At 69.8% G+C, this 13,861-nt stretch carries 25 protein-coding genes; all 25 read left to right on the top strand.

Annotated elements, in window-relative coordinates; all coding sequences use genetic code 11:
• Positions 1-36 precede the first annotated feature (36 nt).
• The 25 genes from EDD29_RS00725 (at position 37) to EDD29_RS00605 (ending at position 13,838) form a co-directional block, all read left to right on the top strand.
• The gene (locus EDD29_RS00725; protein ID WP_123661544.1) at positions 37-393 is read left to right on the top strand and encodes a hypothetical protein; all 357 of its coding nucleotides are present in this window, start codon (positions 37-39) and stop codon (positions 391-393) included.
• Positions 390-677 (top strand): hypothetical protein, encoded by a 288-nt coding sequence (locus EDD29_RS00720; protein WP_123661543.1) that lies wholly within the window; start codon positions 390-392, stop codon positions 675-677. The genes EDD29_RS00725 and EDD29_RS00720 overlap by 4 nt, the downstream gene beginning before the upstream one ends.
• Complete coding sequence (locus tag EDD29_RS00715; protein WP_123661542.1) at positions 674-1,042, top strand: hypothetical protein; 369 nt, start codon at positions 674-676, stop codon at positions 1,040-1,042. Before EDD29_RS00720 ends, EDD29_RS00715 begins: the two co-directional genes overlap by 4 nt.
• Entirely contained in the window at positions 1,039-2,352 is a 1,314-nt protein-coding gene (locus EDD29_RS46145) for a hypothetical protein (protein ID WP_211359507.1), read from the top strand. The genes EDD29_RS00715 and EDD29_RS46145 overlap by 4 nt, the downstream gene beginning before the upstream one ends.
• 2 nt (positions 2,353-2,354) lie before the next feature.
• The gene (locus EDD29_RS00705) at positions 2,355-3,668 is read left to right on the top strand and encodes a recombination directionality factor (protein ID WP_123661541.1); all 1,314 of its coding nucleotides are present in this window, start codon (positions 2,355-2,357) and stop codon (positions 3,666-3,668) included.
• Positions 3,669-3,770: 102 nt separating this feature from the next.
• Complete coding sequence (locus tag EDD29_RS00700; RefSeq protein WP_123661540.1) at positions 3,771-4,604, top strand: exonuclease domain-containing protein; 834 nt, start codon at positions 3,771-3,773, stop codon at positions 4,602-4,604.
• Positions 4,601-5,044, top strand: a complete 444-nt coding sequence (locus EDD29_RS46140; protein WP_211359514.1) for a hypothetical protein — start codon at positions 4,601-4,603, stop codon at positions 5,042-5,044. The genes EDD29_RS00700 and EDD29_RS46140 overlap by 4 nt, the downstream gene beginning before the upstream one ends.
• A 16-nt stretch (positions 5,045-5,060) precedes the next feature.
• Positions 5,061-5,759, top strand: a complete 699-nt coding sequence (locus tag EDD29_RS00690) for a hypothetical protein (protein WP_123661665.1) — start codon at positions 5,061-5,063, stop codon at positions 5,757-5,759.
• Positions 5,756-6,250 (top strand): hypothetical protein, encoded by a 495-nt coding sequence (locus tag EDD29_RS00685; RefSeq protein ID WP_123661664.1) that lies wholly within the window; start codon positions 5,756-5,758, stop codon positions 6,248-6,250. Before EDD29_RS00690 ends, EDD29_RS00685 begins: the two co-directional genes overlap by 4 nt.
• Positions 6,247-6,675 carry a hypothetical protein gene (locus EDD29_RS00680; RefSeq protein WP_123661663.1) on the top strand — a complete coding sequence of 143 codons (429 nt, stop codon included), beginning with the start codon at positions 6,247-6,249 and terminating at the stop codon, positions 6,673-6,675. The genes EDD29_RS00685 and EDD29_RS00680 overlap by 4 nt, the downstream gene beginning before the upstream one ends.
• Positions 6,672-7,181, top strand: coding sequence for a hypothetical protein (locus EDD29_RS00675; protein WP_123661662.1), 510 nt, complete (start codon positions 6,672-6,674; stop codon positions 7,179-7,181). Before EDD29_RS00680 ends, EDD29_RS00675 begins: the two co-directional genes overlap by 4 nt.
• Positions 7,178-7,690 (top strand): hypothetical protein, encoded by a 513-nt coding sequence (locus tag EDD29_RS00670; protein WP_123661661.1) that lies wholly within the window; start codon positions 7,178-7,180, stop codon positions 7,688-7,690. Before EDD29_RS00675 ends, EDD29_RS00670 begins: the two co-directional genes overlap by 4 nt.
• Positions 7,687-8,469: a hypothetical protein gene (locus EDD29_RS00665; protein ID WP_123661660.1), complete on the top strand. Its 783-nt coding sequence runs from the start codon at positions 7,687-7,689 to the stop codon at positions 8,467-8,469. The genes EDD29_RS00670 and EDD29_RS00665 overlap by 4 nt, the downstream gene beginning before the upstream one ends.
• Complete coding sequence (locus EDD29_RS00660) at positions 8,466-8,789, top strand: hypothetical protein (protein ID WP_123661659.1); 324 nt, start codon at positions 8,466-8,468, stop codon at positions 8,787-8,789. The genes EDD29_RS00665 and EDD29_RS00660 overlap by 4 nt, the downstream gene beginning before the upstream one ends.
• Before the next feature lie 5 nt (positions 8,790-8,794).
• A complete protein-coding gene (locus EDD29_RS00655) occupies positions 8,795-9,151 on the top strand; it encodes a helix-turn-helix transcriptional regulator (protein ID WP_148085829.1) in 357 nt (118 codons plus the stop codon).
• Between the two features lie 8 nt (positions 9,152-9,159).
• On the top strand, positions 9,160-9,816 hold the full coding sequence (locus tag EDD29_RS00650; protein ID WP_123661657.1) for a hypothetical protein: 657 nt from the start codon (positions 9,160-9,162) through the stop codon (positions 9,814-9,816).
• Positions 9,813-10,184 carry a DUF6197 family protein gene (locus tag EDD29_RS00645; RefSeq protein WP_123661656.1) on the top strand — a complete coding sequence of 124 codons (372 nt, stop codon included), beginning with the start codon at positions 9,813-9,815 and terminating at the stop codon, positions 10,182-10,184. Before EDD29_RS00650 ends, EDD29_RS00645 begins: the two co-directional genes overlap by 4 nt.
• Complete coding sequence (locus tag EDD29_RS00640; RefSeq protein WP_123661655.1) at positions 10,181-10,606, top strand: hypothetical protein; 426 nt, start codon at positions 10,181-10,183, stop codon at positions 10,604-10,606. Before EDD29_RS00645 ends, EDD29_RS00640 begins: the two co-directional genes overlap by 4 nt.
• An 82-nt stretch (positions 10,607-10,688) precedes the next feature.
• Positions 10,689-11,090, top strand: coding sequence for a hypothetical protein (locus tag EDD29_RS00635; protein WP_123661654.1), 402 nt, complete (start codon positions 10,689-10,691; stop codon positions 11,088-11,090).
• Entirely contained in the window at positions 11,087-11,437 is a 351-nt protein-coding gene (locus EDD29_RS00630; RefSeq protein WP_123661653.1) for a hypothetical protein, read from the top strand. The genes EDD29_RS00635 and EDD29_RS00630 overlap by 4 nt, the downstream gene beginning before the upstream one ends.
• Positions 11,434-11,787: a hypothetical protein gene (locus EDD29_RS00625; protein ID WP_123661652.1), complete on the top strand. Its 354-nt coding sequence runs from the start codon at positions 11,434-11,436 to the stop codon at positions 11,785-11,787. Before EDD29_RS00630 ends, EDD29_RS00625 begins: the two co-directional genes overlap by 4 nt.
• A complete protein-coding gene (locus EDD29_RS00620; RefSeq protein ID WP_123661651.1) occupies positions 11,784-12,335 on the top strand; it encodes a Holliday junction endonuclease in 552 nt (183 codons plus the stop codon). Before EDD29_RS00625 ends, EDD29_RS00620 begins: the two co-directional genes overlap by 4 nt.
• The gene (locus EDD29_RS00615) at positions 12,332-12,634 is read left to right on the top strand and encodes a hypothetical protein (RefSeq protein ID WP_123661650.1); all 303 of its coding nucleotides are present in this window, start codon (positions 12,332-12,334) and stop codon (positions 12,632-12,634) included. The genes EDD29_RS00620 and EDD29_RS00615 overlap by 4 nt, the downstream gene beginning before the upstream one ends.
• 101 nt (positions 12,635-12,735) lie before the next feature.
• Positions 12,736-13,491, top strand: a complete 756-nt coding sequence (locus EDD29_RS00610; protein WP_123661649.1) for a hypothetical protein — start codon at positions 12,736-12,738, stop codon at positions 13,489-13,491.
• On the top strand, positions 13,488-13,838 hold the full coding sequence (locus EDD29_RS00605; protein WP_123661648.1) for a hypothetical protein: 351 nt from the start codon (positions 13,488-13,490) through the stop codon (positions 13,836-13,838). The genes EDD29_RS00610 and EDD29_RS00605 overlap by 4 nt, the downstream gene beginning before the upstream one ends.
• The last annotated feature ends 23 nt before the right edge of the window (positions 13,839-13,861 follow it).

Genomic DNA, 13,861 nt, shown 5'->3' with positions numbered 1-13,861 from the left:
CGCACGCCGCAAACCCTAGCAACCCCAGGAGCGACGATGAACCCCCGTACCAACCGTCCCCAGGACGCCGTCCCCCGGCTCGGCCCGTACCTCGCGCTGAAGGCCCGCCGCGACCTCGCGGTCTGGCTCGCCGACGAGGAAGGCGTCTCCGACGACGCCGTCCGCAAGGTCCTCGGCCGCATCGCCGACCATCTCCCCATCGACCAGGCCGTCGAGGCCTTCGCGAACTGGCGCGAGATTCGCGTCAAGGCCGACGCCCTGAACAGCGGCGACATGGACTGGTCCGAGGCCGCCCCCGACACCATCGGCACCGACCGCGACCTCCAGGTCGCCGAGTCCTCCACCCGCGACGCCGACGGCCTGCTCGCCAAGCTCCTCGGGGAGGCGGCGTGATCTTCGCCTACGCCCTCGCCCTCGCCGCGGCCGCGCTGATCGTCTTCGCCGACACCGCCGCCAGCCTCCACCACTTCCTCGGCCGGACCGCCGCCGCGTGCTGGATCGCGGCCGCCGCCCTCGTCCTCGCCGACGACGCCTTGCTCGCCGCGCTCGCCGCCCTGTTCGCCGCCGCCGTCACCTGGGCGTGGTGGGAGCAGCCCGACGGAGGCGCCCGCATCCGCGAGGTCCTCGCCGACCTGCTCACCGAACTCCAGCTCCTGCGCGGGGGTGCGGCCCGATGATCCGGAACCGGCTCGTTGCCGCCGTCGACCCGACCACGTCAGTCCTGGGCGAGGCTCCGGCCCTGCTGCTCGACCACGAATGCCGCGGCGTCCTGGCCCTCGTGATCAAGGGCAGCTCGATCGTGGACGCCGTCCGCGAGGCATACCGGCTGCGGCGCGCCCACTTCGTCGACGTCGCCGTACTGCCCACCCACCCGTTCCGGACCGAGGCATGGGCGTCCCTCTGCGACCTGTACTGCGGCCACCTCGGCACCGACTCCCCGCGCGCCCTCGAGCAGCTCGACGTGCTGTCCATGCACGTAGCGCACGGCGATGAGCACGAGGTCACCGCGGTGCTCGACTTTCTGACGGGGGTGCCCCAGTGAGCGCACTCCAGACCATCGGCAACGTCCCCGCCGAGCACCTGCGCTTCGGTGACCTCATCTCCGCGCACCCGAAGACCGGTGAGCCCGTCACCTGGCGTCTCGTCTCCGACCCCACCTGGATCGACAACAGCACCCGCTACGCGTTCGGCGTCGCGACGGACGGTGCCTACGGCGACCAGCTGGAGCCCAGGTTCGAGCGCGGCGACCTCGTCTCCGCCCAGGTGACCCCGGCCCGCGCCGCCGCCCTGACCCCCTACGTCGTGCGGAAGGCAGCCCCCACCGGGGCCGGAGTCACCGCACCGAGCCACCTCACGGAGGTGCCTTTGTCCGACGACCTCCCGGCCAACGCCCCCTGCCCCACCTGTGGAAAGCCCGACGTCCCGGTCAACAAGGACGGCGGGCTCCGCAAGCACGGCAGCCCCGTCCGCTGCACCGGCTCCGGCACGAAGATCGGCGCAGCCCGGATTCCCCGCCGCGCCCGCAACGGCTACTACACCTGCCCGATCACCGACGACCAGCTCCGCTCGGTCACCACGATCATCGGCCACGGCATGCCCAAGCCTGCGCTGACCTTCTGGGCCGGAAACCTCGTCGCCGAGACCGCGCTCGACAACCTGCCCAAGCTGAACCGCGCCAGCTTCGACCCCGACGCCCGCAAGGAGGCGTACGACTGGCTGCGCAAGGCCCACGTCCGGAAGAAGGACGAGCGCGGGCACATCGGCGACGCCGCCCACAAGATCATCGAGACGAAGATCCTCAAGCAGCCCATCCCCGAGGCCATCCGCAACGACCCGGAGATGCGGCCCTACCTGGAGCACTTCGAGCAGTTCGTGCAGGACTGGCAGGTCACCTTCACCGCCTCGGAGATGGTCGTCGCCGACTACGACGAACGGTTCGCCGGAACCCTGGACTACCTCCTCAAGAGCCCGCTCCTCGCCGCCGCCCTCGGCTGCCATCCCGACGAGGACATCCTCGGAGACACCAAGACCGGCGGCGAACTCGACGAGCGCACCTCCAGCGGCGACGTCTACGGCGTCTACCCCGAGGCCGGCGTCCAGATGTCCGCCTACCGCAAGGCCAAGTACGGGTGGCTCCGCGACGGCACCCGCGTCGTCATGCCCGCGCGGCACAGCGTCGGTGTCGTCCTGCACCTGCGTCCCGAGGGCTACCGCCTCTACCCCGTGAACTGCGGCGACGAGGTGTTCGAGGCCTTCAAGTTCATCCGCGGTGTCGCCGACTGGGCCACCGGCCCCTCCAAGGGCGTCGTCGGCAACGCCCTCCAGCTCCCCACCGTGCGAAAGGCGGCCTGACCATGTCCATCATCGGTCTGCAGATGCGGATGCGGCAGCTCGGCGAGATCCGGATCGGCCACACCGTCGACACCGGCCGGACCTCCGCGAAGACAGGCAAGGCGATCCTCCGGCCCGAGAAGCTCCAGCAGTTTCGCCTCACCGCCGCGTCCCGCGCCACCCTCGAGCCCATCGCCGCCCTGTATGGCGGGACGGTCCAGCCCTGGACGCCGCCGAACGGCGGACCTCAGGAGTGGGAGGTCTACACCGACACCGACCGCATCCCCGTCATCATCCCGCCGCGCAACGCCGTCACCCAGTACTTCGAGCTGTACCGGGGCAGCCGCTGCGAGCGCCGCTGTGACGGCCAGATCGAGCAGAAGTCCGACAAGCCGTGTATGTGCGACCCGGAGAACCGGGCGTGCCAGATCACCACCCGCCTCAACGTGATGCTCCGCGACGTGCCGGGCCTCGGCGTGTGGCTGCTCACCACCCACGGCTACTACGCCGCGGTCGAGCTGCCGATGGTCGCGGATTTCCTCGCCCAGACCAGCGGCTATGTCGACGCCTGGCTGACGATGGAGCTCAAGCGCGTCACCCGCGCCGACGGCAAGGTCGCCGAGTTCATGGTCCCGAAGATCGACGTGGCCGTCTCTCCCGCCCAGCTCCTCGCGGGCGAGGGCGCGATCTCCACGAAGGCGATCGAGGCCGACCGTGCGCGCGCCGTCGCCACCGGGGAGAAGCCCGCGATCGAGTCCCCGACCTCGTCGGACTTCCCGGCGATGATCGCCCGCGCCGAATCCCGCGCGGAGATCAAGGTGCTGTGGGAGCGGGCGAAGGCCGCTGGCGTCCCCAGCGCCCCGGTCGAGCAGGCGGCCCGCGAGCGGTCCCAGGAGCTGGTCAAGCCGCACCTCATGGCCGCGATGTCGGCCAAGACGCTGGAGGAGTTGTCGGTGGCGCTCACCGCGGCGCGTGCCGCCGGGTTCGCCGAGAACTTGGAGGACGGGTCCGACGTCTCCGGGGCGTTCACCGGCCGCCGCACCTTCCTGTCCGCGCCCTCGACGCCGGTCTCGTCCGAGCCCATGCAGCCCGCCCGGCCGCCCGTTACCGCGAGCCCGCAGGAGCTGTGGCAGCAGATCGTCCCGGCGTGGCCGGGCGACCGCACCAGCGACTGCGAGAAGGCCTTCACCGGCAGGTACGGAGTTCCGCCGCACCAGGCCACTGCGCTCGACCTCGCCGAGTTCCTCGACGCCATTCGCTCCGGTGAGTACTCCGCCCCGGCCGTCGACGAGGTGCCGCTGCCGCCCGCCCCGGCGCACGACGAGCCGCCCTTCTAGGCCGTTGACGTTCCCCCGCACGCTCCCCGCCGGGCTCACCACGAGCCCGGCCCGGGGAGCCACCCCCGACCACGAGCAGGCCCCCACCCTGCAGGAGGACCGATGAGCTGGATCGCCGAGACGATGTTCGGCTTCGACACCGAAACCACGTCTGTCGACGTCGAGACCGCGCGGATCGTGCAGATCGCCCAGGTCATGGCCGACGCCCGCAACCGCACCACCACCCAGGACGTCCAGCTCATCAACGCCGGAGTCGACATCCCCGAGGGTGCCTCCGCCATCCACGGCATCACCACCGAGCGGATGCGTGCCGAAGGCCTCGACCCGAAGAAGGTCCTGGAGCACTACGCCGACGAGCTGTCCTCGGCCATGGCCGGCGGCACCCCCATCGTCGGCATGAACCTCGCCTACGACTTCACCCTGTTCGACCGCGAGCTGCGCCGCCACGGGCTCCGCACACTCGACGCCCGTCTCGGCCGCGCGATCGGCCCCGTCGTCGACGTCTACGTCCTCGACAAGCTGTGCGATCCGTGGCGGCCGACTAAGAACAGCGGAGGCAGGAAGCTCGGCGCGATGGCCAAGCACTACGGTGTCCGGCTCGACAACGCGCACGACGCCGGTGCCGATGCCCTCGCGTCCTGCCGGATCGCCTGGCAGATGGTCACGTGGGGAAGCAAGCCCGTCGAGTTCTTCCTCCAGTTCCCGCACGTCCAGAACAGCAAGAAGCAAACCTCGGACCAAGCGGCGCGGGACCTGCACCGCAACTACCAGCGGCTCACCGAGATCGACTTGGTCCAGCTGCACCAGGCCCAGATCAAGGCCAAGCGCAAGCAGGACGCCGAACTCCGCGACCACTTCGCGAAGCAGGGCAAGCCCTGCGACGCCGACGGCCTGTGGCCGATGCGCCCCTACAAGCCCGCCGCGGTGAAGGCATGAGCGCCACCGAGCTCGGGCCCTGGGCTGTCGTCGTCCCCGGAGGGGAGACCGGCTACGCCTACGGGCGCTTCGTCGAACGGGAGATCGCCGACCGGTTCGCCGCGTTCGTCGCCGCCAAGTTCGACACCACGGCGGTCGTCGTCCCCGACACCGAGGTGTCCGCCGACGCGGTCCGGCTCGACGCGGCCCGCGAACTTCTCAACTGGTGGGACACGCAGCCCGCCGCGACGGTTGCCCCCGCCGTGAACGGCTGCGGCTGGTGCGGCTACGCGCAGACCGGGCACGGCATCCGCTACTCGGCGATCCCCGGGCTGCACGCCTGGACGGCCCCGACCGACCGGCAGCGCCTCAACCGGATGAGCGCCCGCCGCGCCGCCCGCACCACCCCCACAACGCCAAAAGGCCCGGCGATTGCGCCCGCCAGGCCCCGGCTCCCCTGAAGAAGGGATCACGAACATGACCATGGTAGACCCCGCCGTCAGCGTCACCGCTGAGCAGATCGCCTACTTCCGCAGCGAGCACGCCGCGATCGCGACGACCCAGGACTCCGTCCAGCGCGCGACCCGTGACGTCCCCCTGCTGAAAGCGCAGATCGACCAGTTGCAGAAGCAGCTCGCCGACGCCGAGAACTGCCTCGCGCTCAACGCCGTCGCCCTGCCGCTCCGAATCCGCGCCCTCCAGCTCCTCGCCTCGGAGATGAACTTCGAGCTTCCGCCGCTCACCTGCGGAGACGTCCCCGCCACGGTCTCGCTTCCTCCTGCACCGACTGCCACGCTCGGAGGAGAAAGCGTCTCGGGCAATCCCGCCTGCTCCGTGTGCGGGCACCTGATCGAGCAGATCGGCAGCGCCTTGTTCCACGCCGGGACCGGCCTGGTCGAGTGCGCCGAGGAGCACATCGCCGAGTTCCGCAAAGCCCAGACCGGGAACAAGGCCCCGGGCCTCGACTGCGGCACCACGACCGAAACGCTGCCCCGCCCCATCAAGGCCAGCGACATCCGCACCAACGACGTCGTGACGGACGAGAACAACACCGAGTGGCGGTGCACCGCGCCGAACACCCTGATCAACCCTGACGGCGAGAACTGGCCGACCGGCGACGCCGAGGAAATCCACGGCCAGTTCACCCTCATCGCGCGGAACGGAGCTGGCAAGTGACCGCAGCCACGAACGCTGCGGTCTGCCGCTGCGCCGAGCCCGACATGACCGACGACGACATGTACCAGTGCGAGGCCGACGACTGCGTCGCCCACGACTACCTCGCCGGCGGCGGAGCCAGCGGTGCCGCGGCCTGGCCCCGCGTCGCCACGAGCGGACCCGCGCCGTTCCACACCAGCCGCTTCCCCGCCCCGGGGAGCTTCGCGATCGAGCGGGCTGAGCGTTACGTCCGTGGCGAACTGCCCGGTGCGGAGGACGAGGGCCAGGACCTCGACTTCGAGCAGCCGACCCTGCGCATGCGGAAGATCGTCAACGCCGCACTGACGGCCCCGGCCGGACAGGTGTCCGTCGAACACCAGCAGATCCTCAACGGCTACTACGACGTGACCTGCGGCGACTGCGAGACCGGCCGCTGCCACGGATCCGGCCCGTGCGGCTGCGACCGCCACGACGTCAGCGTCCGGTGGCGAGTCCGGGGCGGTGACCGATGAAGCACGCCTTCCGGATCGACCAGCTCGTCGACGTCTACGCCGTCAAGGCTCGCATCAGCTACGTCGGCGACCCCGCCGACAACGAGGTATCCCTCACCATCACCCGCGGCGACCGCACCTACACCCACATCCTGCCCCTCGACGCCGACACCGTCAGCATCATCGACCACGACGACGCCCAGCAGCAGACCGACCCCGCGAAGGCCGGGCACTACCGCGTCCTCGCCCGCCGTGCCAGCAACCGAGTCCGCAACCTACGACGGAAGCTTCGGGACCTCCAGAACAAGACCGACCGGTTGCAGCGAGACCTCAACGCCGAACGCCAGAAGACGGCCGCCTTCCGGGCCGAAAACGACCGGCTCACCCGCGAGCTCAACGCCGCCCGTCTCACGAAGGTCGCCACCGCGCACGGAGGCAGCCGATGACCCCCTCTGACCTCCGCGCCGTCGCCGCCCTCCTCCGGGAGGGCGGCGGCCCCTCCGTCACCCTCTTCACGACCACCTTCGACGACGGCACCCAGTCCAACCACATCATCGCTGTCTGCACCGGAGACCACTCCGGCCAGTACATCGACCGGTGGGGCTGCTGCCAGAACTGCCGGTTCATCGGCGGCTACGACCAGGCCCTCACCGCCAACGTCGCCGGCCTCCTGCGCGCCCAGCCCGCCCTCGCCGACTGGCTCGACGAGGCCGCCGACCAGATCGAGCAGATCCACTCGAAGGCCCGCAGCGAGATCGAGGCACGCTCGCGACACGCCGTCGCCGTGGCCACCCCGCTCCGCACCTACCAGCAGCTCACCGCATCGAGCGAAGACCCGCAGATCACCGCGCTCCGCGCCGAGAACCAGCGGCTCCGCGACGAGCTGGAGAAGCGCGCGCAGCAGCTCGTCGACGCCGAGCGCCGCGCCAGCTCGAACGGAGGCAACCGGTGATCAAGCCCATCTCCGAGAAGCAGCTCACCGACACCCGCGACTGGATCCAGGACTGCCGCATCCGCGGCGACCTGACCGTCGGCGACATCTACGCCCGCGACCTCCTCGACGAGGTCGACCGGCTCCGCCAGATCCTCGCCGCACTCGCAGCACCATCCGACGAACTCGTCACCACCGCCGCCCAGGCCTGGCGCGCCCAGCGCGCCAACGCCGGGCTCCTGTCGGAGAACGCGCCGCTCCGCCCCACCAGCAGCATGATCACCCTCACCCGCGACGTGCTGACCTCCACGCTGCCCGCCCTCCTGGCCGCTCTCGGCGAGACCGAGACGCGCTCCACGGAGAAGGTCGTGGCGGACCGCCTGTCGGCGTTCTTCCGCGAAGTCGTCGCAGCGGCCAAGAGCTACACCGACGACGAGAGCTGCGTCATCGCCGAACTGCCCTTCATGGCGGAACTCGACCAGATCGCCGACGTGAAGTACGGCATCGCCTTGGACGGAGGCGGCCGATGAGCACCACCTCTATCCACCGCATCCACTGCAACGCTCCGTCCTGCACGTCCTCCGAAGTGACCGGCAAGCCAGGCGACTCCCCCTCCGGCTGGATCGAACTCCGCTCCACCTCTCACCTCGTTGCGCCTCCGCCTGTGTTCCGAGGCCGAGACCTGTACAGCCAGGCGTTCTCGGAACGAACCAGCGGCAGCTTCAGTCTTGACCTGTGCCCTGGCCACACCACCGTGTTCGACGGGCACCTCCCCCGCACCGAAGGGCAGGTCAGGATCCGCACCAGCGGCCCCCACCGCATCACAGTGTCCTGCGAGTGCGGTGCATCCCTCGGCTGGACATGGATCGAGAACACCACCCCGAACCAGCCGGGACCGAAGAACACCCGTGAGCGCCTGTGGTGGGAGCACCTCCCCGCCGATCTCCGCGCCTATCACCGGGAGATCGGAACGCCTTCAGTCGACGGGCAGGTCGCCGAGATCTGTGAGCGGTGGCGACACGTGAAGACCAACGAGCGGCCGACCATCTCACTTACGAACTCGTCCTCCCCCGGCCTCCTCCTGAACGCCCTGTCGCACGCCCTCACGGATGTGCCCGCCCTGCTGTCCGAGGTCGAACGGCTCGAAGGCCTGGTCAACGTCGCACGGAACGCCCTCACCTGCGTCCCGACCTGCTGCGAGCACTACGCCGACCACGGCCCGGATGAGGCCCCCCACTGCAAGAAGTGCCGGAACGGCGCCGCAGTTCAGGAAGCCCTCGACCTCCTCTCTGGAGGTGAGCCGCAGTGACCGGGAGGATCAAGATTCGACGTGCGGTTGCCCTGGAGCTTCTGGAGGTTGCCGGGTCCGAACCCGTAGACGGGTTCGTCTTCGAGGCCGTCCAGAAGGGCGAGGGCCGCCGCTGGAACCGAACGGACCTGCTCGTCATCCGCCGCGAAGTCGACGGACTGCTGTTCGCCTCCTCCTTCAGCGTTGGCCTGACCGAGAACCAGCCGGACGACTACTGGGGCTCCGCCAGCTGGGACTACGAAGGCGGCCAGGAACACGCCGAGTTCCACCCCGTACGCAAGGTCGAAGTCATCACCTACGCCTACCGGGCGGTGAGGTGATGTGCGTGTTCTGCGGAGCGTTCGAGGTCCTCTACAACGCGCCCGTCGAGGTGATCGGCAAAGGACGCGACAAGGAATACAGCGCCGTCGTCACCGGAAGCGGCGGGCGCTGGAAGCCGAAAAGCGACAAGCCCCCGCTCGTGCTCACCGCGGCACCAGTGCCCGATGACGTCCCCCTCAGCCAGGAGGACATCGCGATCCTCGCCCTCCTGGCCACCGGCAAGACCATCGACACCCTCTCCCGCCAACTCAAGATCAGGCGCCCCAGCGCGCACGCACGAGTCCGCGCGATCTGCGCCCAGATCAACGTCCGCAACCCGATCGCAGCCGTCGCCTGGGCCGCCCGGCGAAACCTCATCTAGGACCACCGATGACCGACAAGCAGAGCAAGGCCCGCGAGTACGTCCTCGCCGACCTCGTCGACGCCACCAACGAGGTCGACGACGCCATGAACCTCCTCACCGAAGCCCGGTACCCGGTACCCGCAGCGCTCACCGCTCACCTGCAGGCCGCCCGCGAACAGCTCGCCGCCGCCCTCACCATCGCCAAGCAGGGCGACGCCTACCGGCCCCGCTGCGCACACCAGTGCCCCAACCACGCCCACACCTGCGACCGCACCCCGACCCACCTCAGTGACCACCGCGACCAGCAGCAGAAGGGCACCCACACCTGCTCCTGGCCCAACGAGCCCGACCACATCACCATCCGGATCTCCGGCGGCAGCGACGACCTCGTCGAAGTCGAAGGCTGCGAAGGCGCCGACGAGTTCAACTGCTGGGGCATCGGCCTCACCGGCTGGCGCGGCGACCTCATCGGCGGCACCGACACCGAGACCCTCCGTATCTATGCCATCTACAACGGCATCTGGACCTTCGCCGCCACCGCCAGCGACGAATCCCTGCCGATGCCGGACTGGCCCATCCGCATCACCGACCACCCCGACGTCGGCCACAGCGCCCTGGTGGAGATCGACGCGCCTGCCGGCACCCGACTCACCAACGTCACCGCCCTCGGCGGTGACCGGTGAACATCCCCGCCATCCTCGACCGCGCCGCCACCGTCATCGAGAAGAACGGCCACCACAAGGGCGACTACTTCGACGAGAAGCAGGCCGGTGACCTGGTCATCTACACCAGCGAGTGCCGCGTCTGCGCCCTCGGCGCCATCATCGTCGGCGCCGGAGGCAACCCACTCAACGGGCTGCTCGGCACGGACTCCGAGCCCGCCGCGCGAGATGCCGCCCGCGCCTTCGCCCTCCACCTCCACAACGTCGAAGCCACCGCCAGCGACAGCATCAAGCTCGTCGGCGACTGGAACGACGCCCCCGAACGCACCGCCGAAGACGTCACCACCCGCCTCCGCGCCTGCGCCGCATCCCTCCGGGCGGCGGCATGAACACCGCGCCCTCGATCAGCGACGCCGTCACCCTCATCAGCCACCTCAGCGAGCGCATCGGTCACCGGCCCATCACCACCGACAGCCCCCCAGGACCCCACGACCGGTCCACCGGCGCCGGCTGGCGCATCAACGGCCAGGACGTCGGCCTCAGCATCGGCCTCGACCCCCACCTCACCGAATGGGAACTCCACGCCTGGCAGGCCGACCCCGCCTGGGACGCCGAACTCCACGTCTCCACCCAGCTCGCCCTCACCGACGCCATCACCCCCATCCTCCCGCCCCTCCTCCGCACCACCAGGACCACCACCGTGACCGCCTCCCACCTCCTCACCGCCGCCATCACCGCCTTCTGCACCAGCGGCCCCATCGGCATCGGCATCCTCCACCTCGCCACTCGCCTCAAGCGAGCCCGCCGATGACGCACCTCGACATCGCACTCGCGCTCTTCTTCAGCATCGGGGCGCCCCTCGCCATCGTCCACAGCCACCGCGGCGGCCGCCGATGACCAACCACGCCACCACCTTCCGCCAGGCCGCAGCAATCCTTCGCACCGCCAACAACCACCTGCCGACCGGCCCGTGGAACCTGGCCACCACCGCGTCCAGCATCACCATCACCTCACCCGACCGCCACCGCCGCGGCCGCCCCGACAACATCGTCGTCGCACAACGCCCGAACAGGCCCGGGTCCGCCGCAGTCCTGGCCTACCTCGCCATCTTCGACACGATCTTCACCAGCCACCTCGCCGACGCCTTCGACGACCAGGCCGCCGACGACGAAGCCGGACCCTGCGACGCCGAGCCCGAACCCTGCAGCCACTGCACCACCCCGAACACGCTGTACCTGCCGCTCCTGGCCATGGCCGAAGCCATCGTCGCCCGCGCCGAGGAGCAGCCAGCATGACCAACGCGCTCTTCGACCTCGACGACCCGACCAGCAACAACCTCACCGAGCCGAAGCTGTCCGCCCAACGCCGCATGACCCTGCGCAAGCAGGCAGCCCTCGAGCGCGGCCAGCACCCCCTGTCCGTCCTCTTCGGCCACCTCCCCCTCCACAAGGACGCCGCTCCCGCCAACGACCGAACCGCGGCCGGCCTCCGCTGCGGCAGCTGCGCCCACCGCGGACCCGGCTTCTACGGCTACCCCAAATGCCTCATCGCCAATGGCGCCCGCATCAGCAACAGCGCCAACAGCGAATGCCGCGCCTGGTGGCCCGCCTGCCACGACTACACGCCGCGGAGGGACGCATGAACGCCCCCTCCACCGACAAATGCCCCCGCTGCAAGAACGAGCCCATCGCTGTCCGCGGCCTCGGCCAGTCCTGCTACGACCGATGGAAGCGCCTCGACCGCCGCGGCGACCCCCGCGCCGAAGCACTCACCCCGCCGCTCACACGCAAAGCGTCGACCCCAGAGAAAGCCGCGAAGATGCGCGCCGCCAGGTCCGCCAAGGCAGCCGAACGCCGCGCGGCCTACTGCGAACTCCGCCGTGTCGGGCACTCCAAGTGGGTCGCCTCCCACGTCCTCGGCGTCACCAAGGCCTCGATGTACAAGAACTACGAACCCGCCTACCAGGCAACCCTGAAGGCGAGGGCCGCATGAGCACGAGCCTGCCCCGCGTCGTTGGCATCGACCTATCCCTCACCGGCACCGGCCTCGCCCTCCCCGACGGCACCCTCCACACCATCACCACCGGACCCGGCGACCACATCTGGGACCAGCACTCGCGACTCGCCTACATCGTCGAGCAGGTCATCGAACTGGCTGAGGCCGGCACCTACCCCGGCCTCGTCCTCGCCGTCGTCGAAGGCCCCTCCTACAGCTCCAAGGGCGCCGGAACCTGGGACCGCGCCGGGCTCTGGTGGCTCGCCATCGACCGGCTCATCGAGAACGCCGTCCCCCTCGCGATCGTCCCGCCCTCCAACCTCAAGCTGTACGGCCACGGCAAGGGCACCGCCAACAAGGCCGACATGCGCATGGCCCTCTACCAGCGCACCGGCGCCGACGTACGCGACGACAACCGCGTCGACGCCGCCTGGCTCCGCCTCATGGGCCTCGACAAACTCGGCCACCCCCAAGTCGACATGCCCAAGAACCACCGCCAAGCCCTCGACAAAGTCACCTGGCCCACCCGCCTGGAGGCATCGTGACCACCCCGACGCCCCGCGGCCAGAGCCGCACCATCACCTGCAAGCACTGCCGCAAGCCCGCCGAGAACGCCGGCCACGGCTACTGCAGCGCCGACTACCAGCGCTGGACCGACGCCGGACAACCCCCCGAAGGACCCGCCCCCGCCCGCCACGGCCGAGACGCACGCCGCAACGCCTACCTCGCCGCCCGACTCCGCGGCCTCAACGTCCACGACGCCGCCGCCGCCGTGAACATCTCCACCCGCACCGGCTACCGCTACGAACACGCCCTCGCCACCCAACTCAAGGCCACAGCATGACCCGCCCCCACGGCCACGCCCGTTTCCGGAAGGGCCCCAACCAAGACGGCGTCGAAGGCAAGGGCTGCCGCTGCGCCATCTGCCGGGCCCATCGAGGACGGGTGGAGAAGCGGTACAAACTCCGTGCCCTGCGTGGCACCCTCATGCTCACCGACGCTGCTCCAGTCCGCGCCCACGTGCAGAGGCTCATCGCCAGCGGGCTCACCACCCGACAGATAGTCGAAGCCGCCAACATCTCCAGAGGTGCGCTCCGACGTCTCCTATGGGGCAGCGACGGATTCGCGCCGAGCAGCCGCATCAGCACCGATAACGCGCACGCCATCCTCGCGATCCCAGTCGAGACGATGCCCACCAGCGGACTCGTCTCCGCCCTCGGCAGCCGCCGCAGGCTCCAAGCCCTCTCCGCACTCGGGTGGGCACGCACCTCCCTCGCGCAACGCACCGGCCTTTCCCACACCACCATCACCTTGATCCGCACTCCCAACGGCACCAAGAAGGTCGCCCCGAGAACCGCCCACGCCATCAAGGCGGTTTACGAACGACTCGCGGACACGCTCCCAACCACAGACGACCAGCCACTCGCCTCCACCACCCGCACGCGCAACTACGCCCGCCGTGCCGGCTGGCTCCCGCCCGGCGAATGGGACGACGACCAGATCGACCACCCCGAAACCACACCCCCAGCGGCAAACCCGGAACCCCGCTACCTCGCCCTCGCCTTCGACGCCCACGAACTCATCAACGAACAGCGCCACAGCCTCACCCAAGCGGCCGAACGACTGAGCGTCAGCCCCAAATACCTCCAGAAATGCATCGAACGCGCCCGCAACCACAACACCGACAGGAAAACCGCATGACCGATCCGCGCCCCTTCGCCTCCGTCCTCGCCGACATCAACTACGGCGAATTCGCCGACCAGCTCGCCGAGGAGACAGCCGAACTCGTCAGGGCCGTCACCACCAACAACCGCAAGGGCAGCATCACCGTCACCCTCGAAATCGCCCCCCGCAAGGGAGGCCGCGGCCTCAACGTCACCGGCCGACACAACCTCAAGCTCCCGCAGGCCGAGCCCGTCGAATCCGTCTTCTTCCCCGACGCCGACGGCAACCTCCACCGCGACGACCCCCGCCAGACCTCCATCGGCGAACTCGTCGACCTCAACAGCGGCACCACCCGCGACCCCATCAAGCTCCGCGAAGCCTGACAACCCCATCCATCAGGAGAAAC

This window comes from Actinocorallia herbida, from assembly GCF_003751225.1.
In the GTDB taxonomy this organism is placed as follows: domain Bacteria; phylum Actinomycetota; class Actinomycetes; order Streptosporangiales; family Streptosporangiaceae; genus Actinocorallia; species Actinocorallia herbida.
Note: the sequence above shows the minus strand (reverse complement) of the source record. Positions and strands in the feature narration are given on the sequence as shown.

Bases quoted from the DNA above. Each gene is read 5' to 3' on its own strand.
- EDD29_RS00725 (WP_123661544.1), top strand. From the start codon at position 37: ATGAACCCCCGTACCAACCGTCCCCAGGACGCCGTCCCCCGGCTCGGC.
- EDD29_RS00715 (WP_123661542.1), top strand. From the start codon at position 674: ATGATCCGGAACCGGCTCGTTGCCGCCGTCGACCCGACCACGTCAGTC.
- EDD29_RS00705 (WP_123661541.1), top strand. From the start codon at position 2,355: ATGTCCATCATCGGTCTGCAGATGCGGATGCGGCAGCTCGGCGAGATC.
- EDD29_RS00700 (WP_123661540.1), top strand. From the start codon at position 3,771: ATGAGCTGGATCGCCGAGACGATGTTCGGCTTCGACACCGAAACCACG.
- EDD29_RS46140 (WP_211359514.1), top strand. From the start codon at position 4,601: ATGAGCGCCACCGAGCTCGGGCCCTGGGCTGTCGTCGTCCCCGGAGGG.
- EDD29_RS00690 (WP_123661665.1), top strand. From the start codon at position 5,061: ATGACCATGGTAGACCCCGCCGTCAGCGTCACCGCTGAGCAGATCGCC.
- EDD29_RS00680 (WP_123661663.1), top strand. From the start codon at position 6,247: ATGAAGCACGCCTTCCGGATCGACCAGCTCGTCGACGTCTACGCCGTC.
- EDD29_RS00675 (WP_123661662.1), top strand. From the start codon at position 6,672: ATGACCCCCTCTGACCTCCGCGCCGTCGCCGCCCTCCTCCGGGAGGGC.
- EDD29_RS00665 (WP_123661660.1), top strand. From the start codon at position 7,687: ATGAGCACCACCTCTATCCACCGCATCCACTGCAACGCTCCGTCCTGC.
- EDD29_RS00650 (WP_123661657.1), top strand. From the start codon at position 9,160: ATGACCGACAAGCAGAGCAAGGCCCGCGAGTACGTCCTCGCCGACCTC.
- EDD29_RS00640 (WP_123661655.1), top strand. From the start codon at position 10,181: ATGAACACCGCGCCCTCGATCAGCGACGCCGTCACCCTCATCAGCCAC.
- EDD29_RS00635 (WP_123661654.1), top strand. From the start codon at position 10,689: ATGACCAACCACGCCACCACCTTCCGCCAGGCCGCAGCAATCCTTCGC.
- EDD29_RS00630 (WP_123661653.1), top strand. From the start codon at position 11,087: ATGACCAACGCGCTCTTCGACCTCGACGACCCGACCAGCAACAACCTC.
- EDD29_RS00625 (WP_123661652.1), top strand. From the start codon at position 11,434: ATGAACGCCCCCTCCACCGACAAATGCCCCCGCTGCAAGAACGAGCCC.
- EDD29_RS00620 (WP_123661651.1), top strand. From the start codon at position 11,784: ATGAGCACGAGCCTGCCCCGCGTCGTTGGCATCGACCTATCCCTCACC.
- EDD29_RS00605 (WP_123661648.1), top strand. From the start codon at position 13,488: ATGACCGATCCGCGCCCCTTCGCCTCCGTCCTCGCCGACATCAACTAC.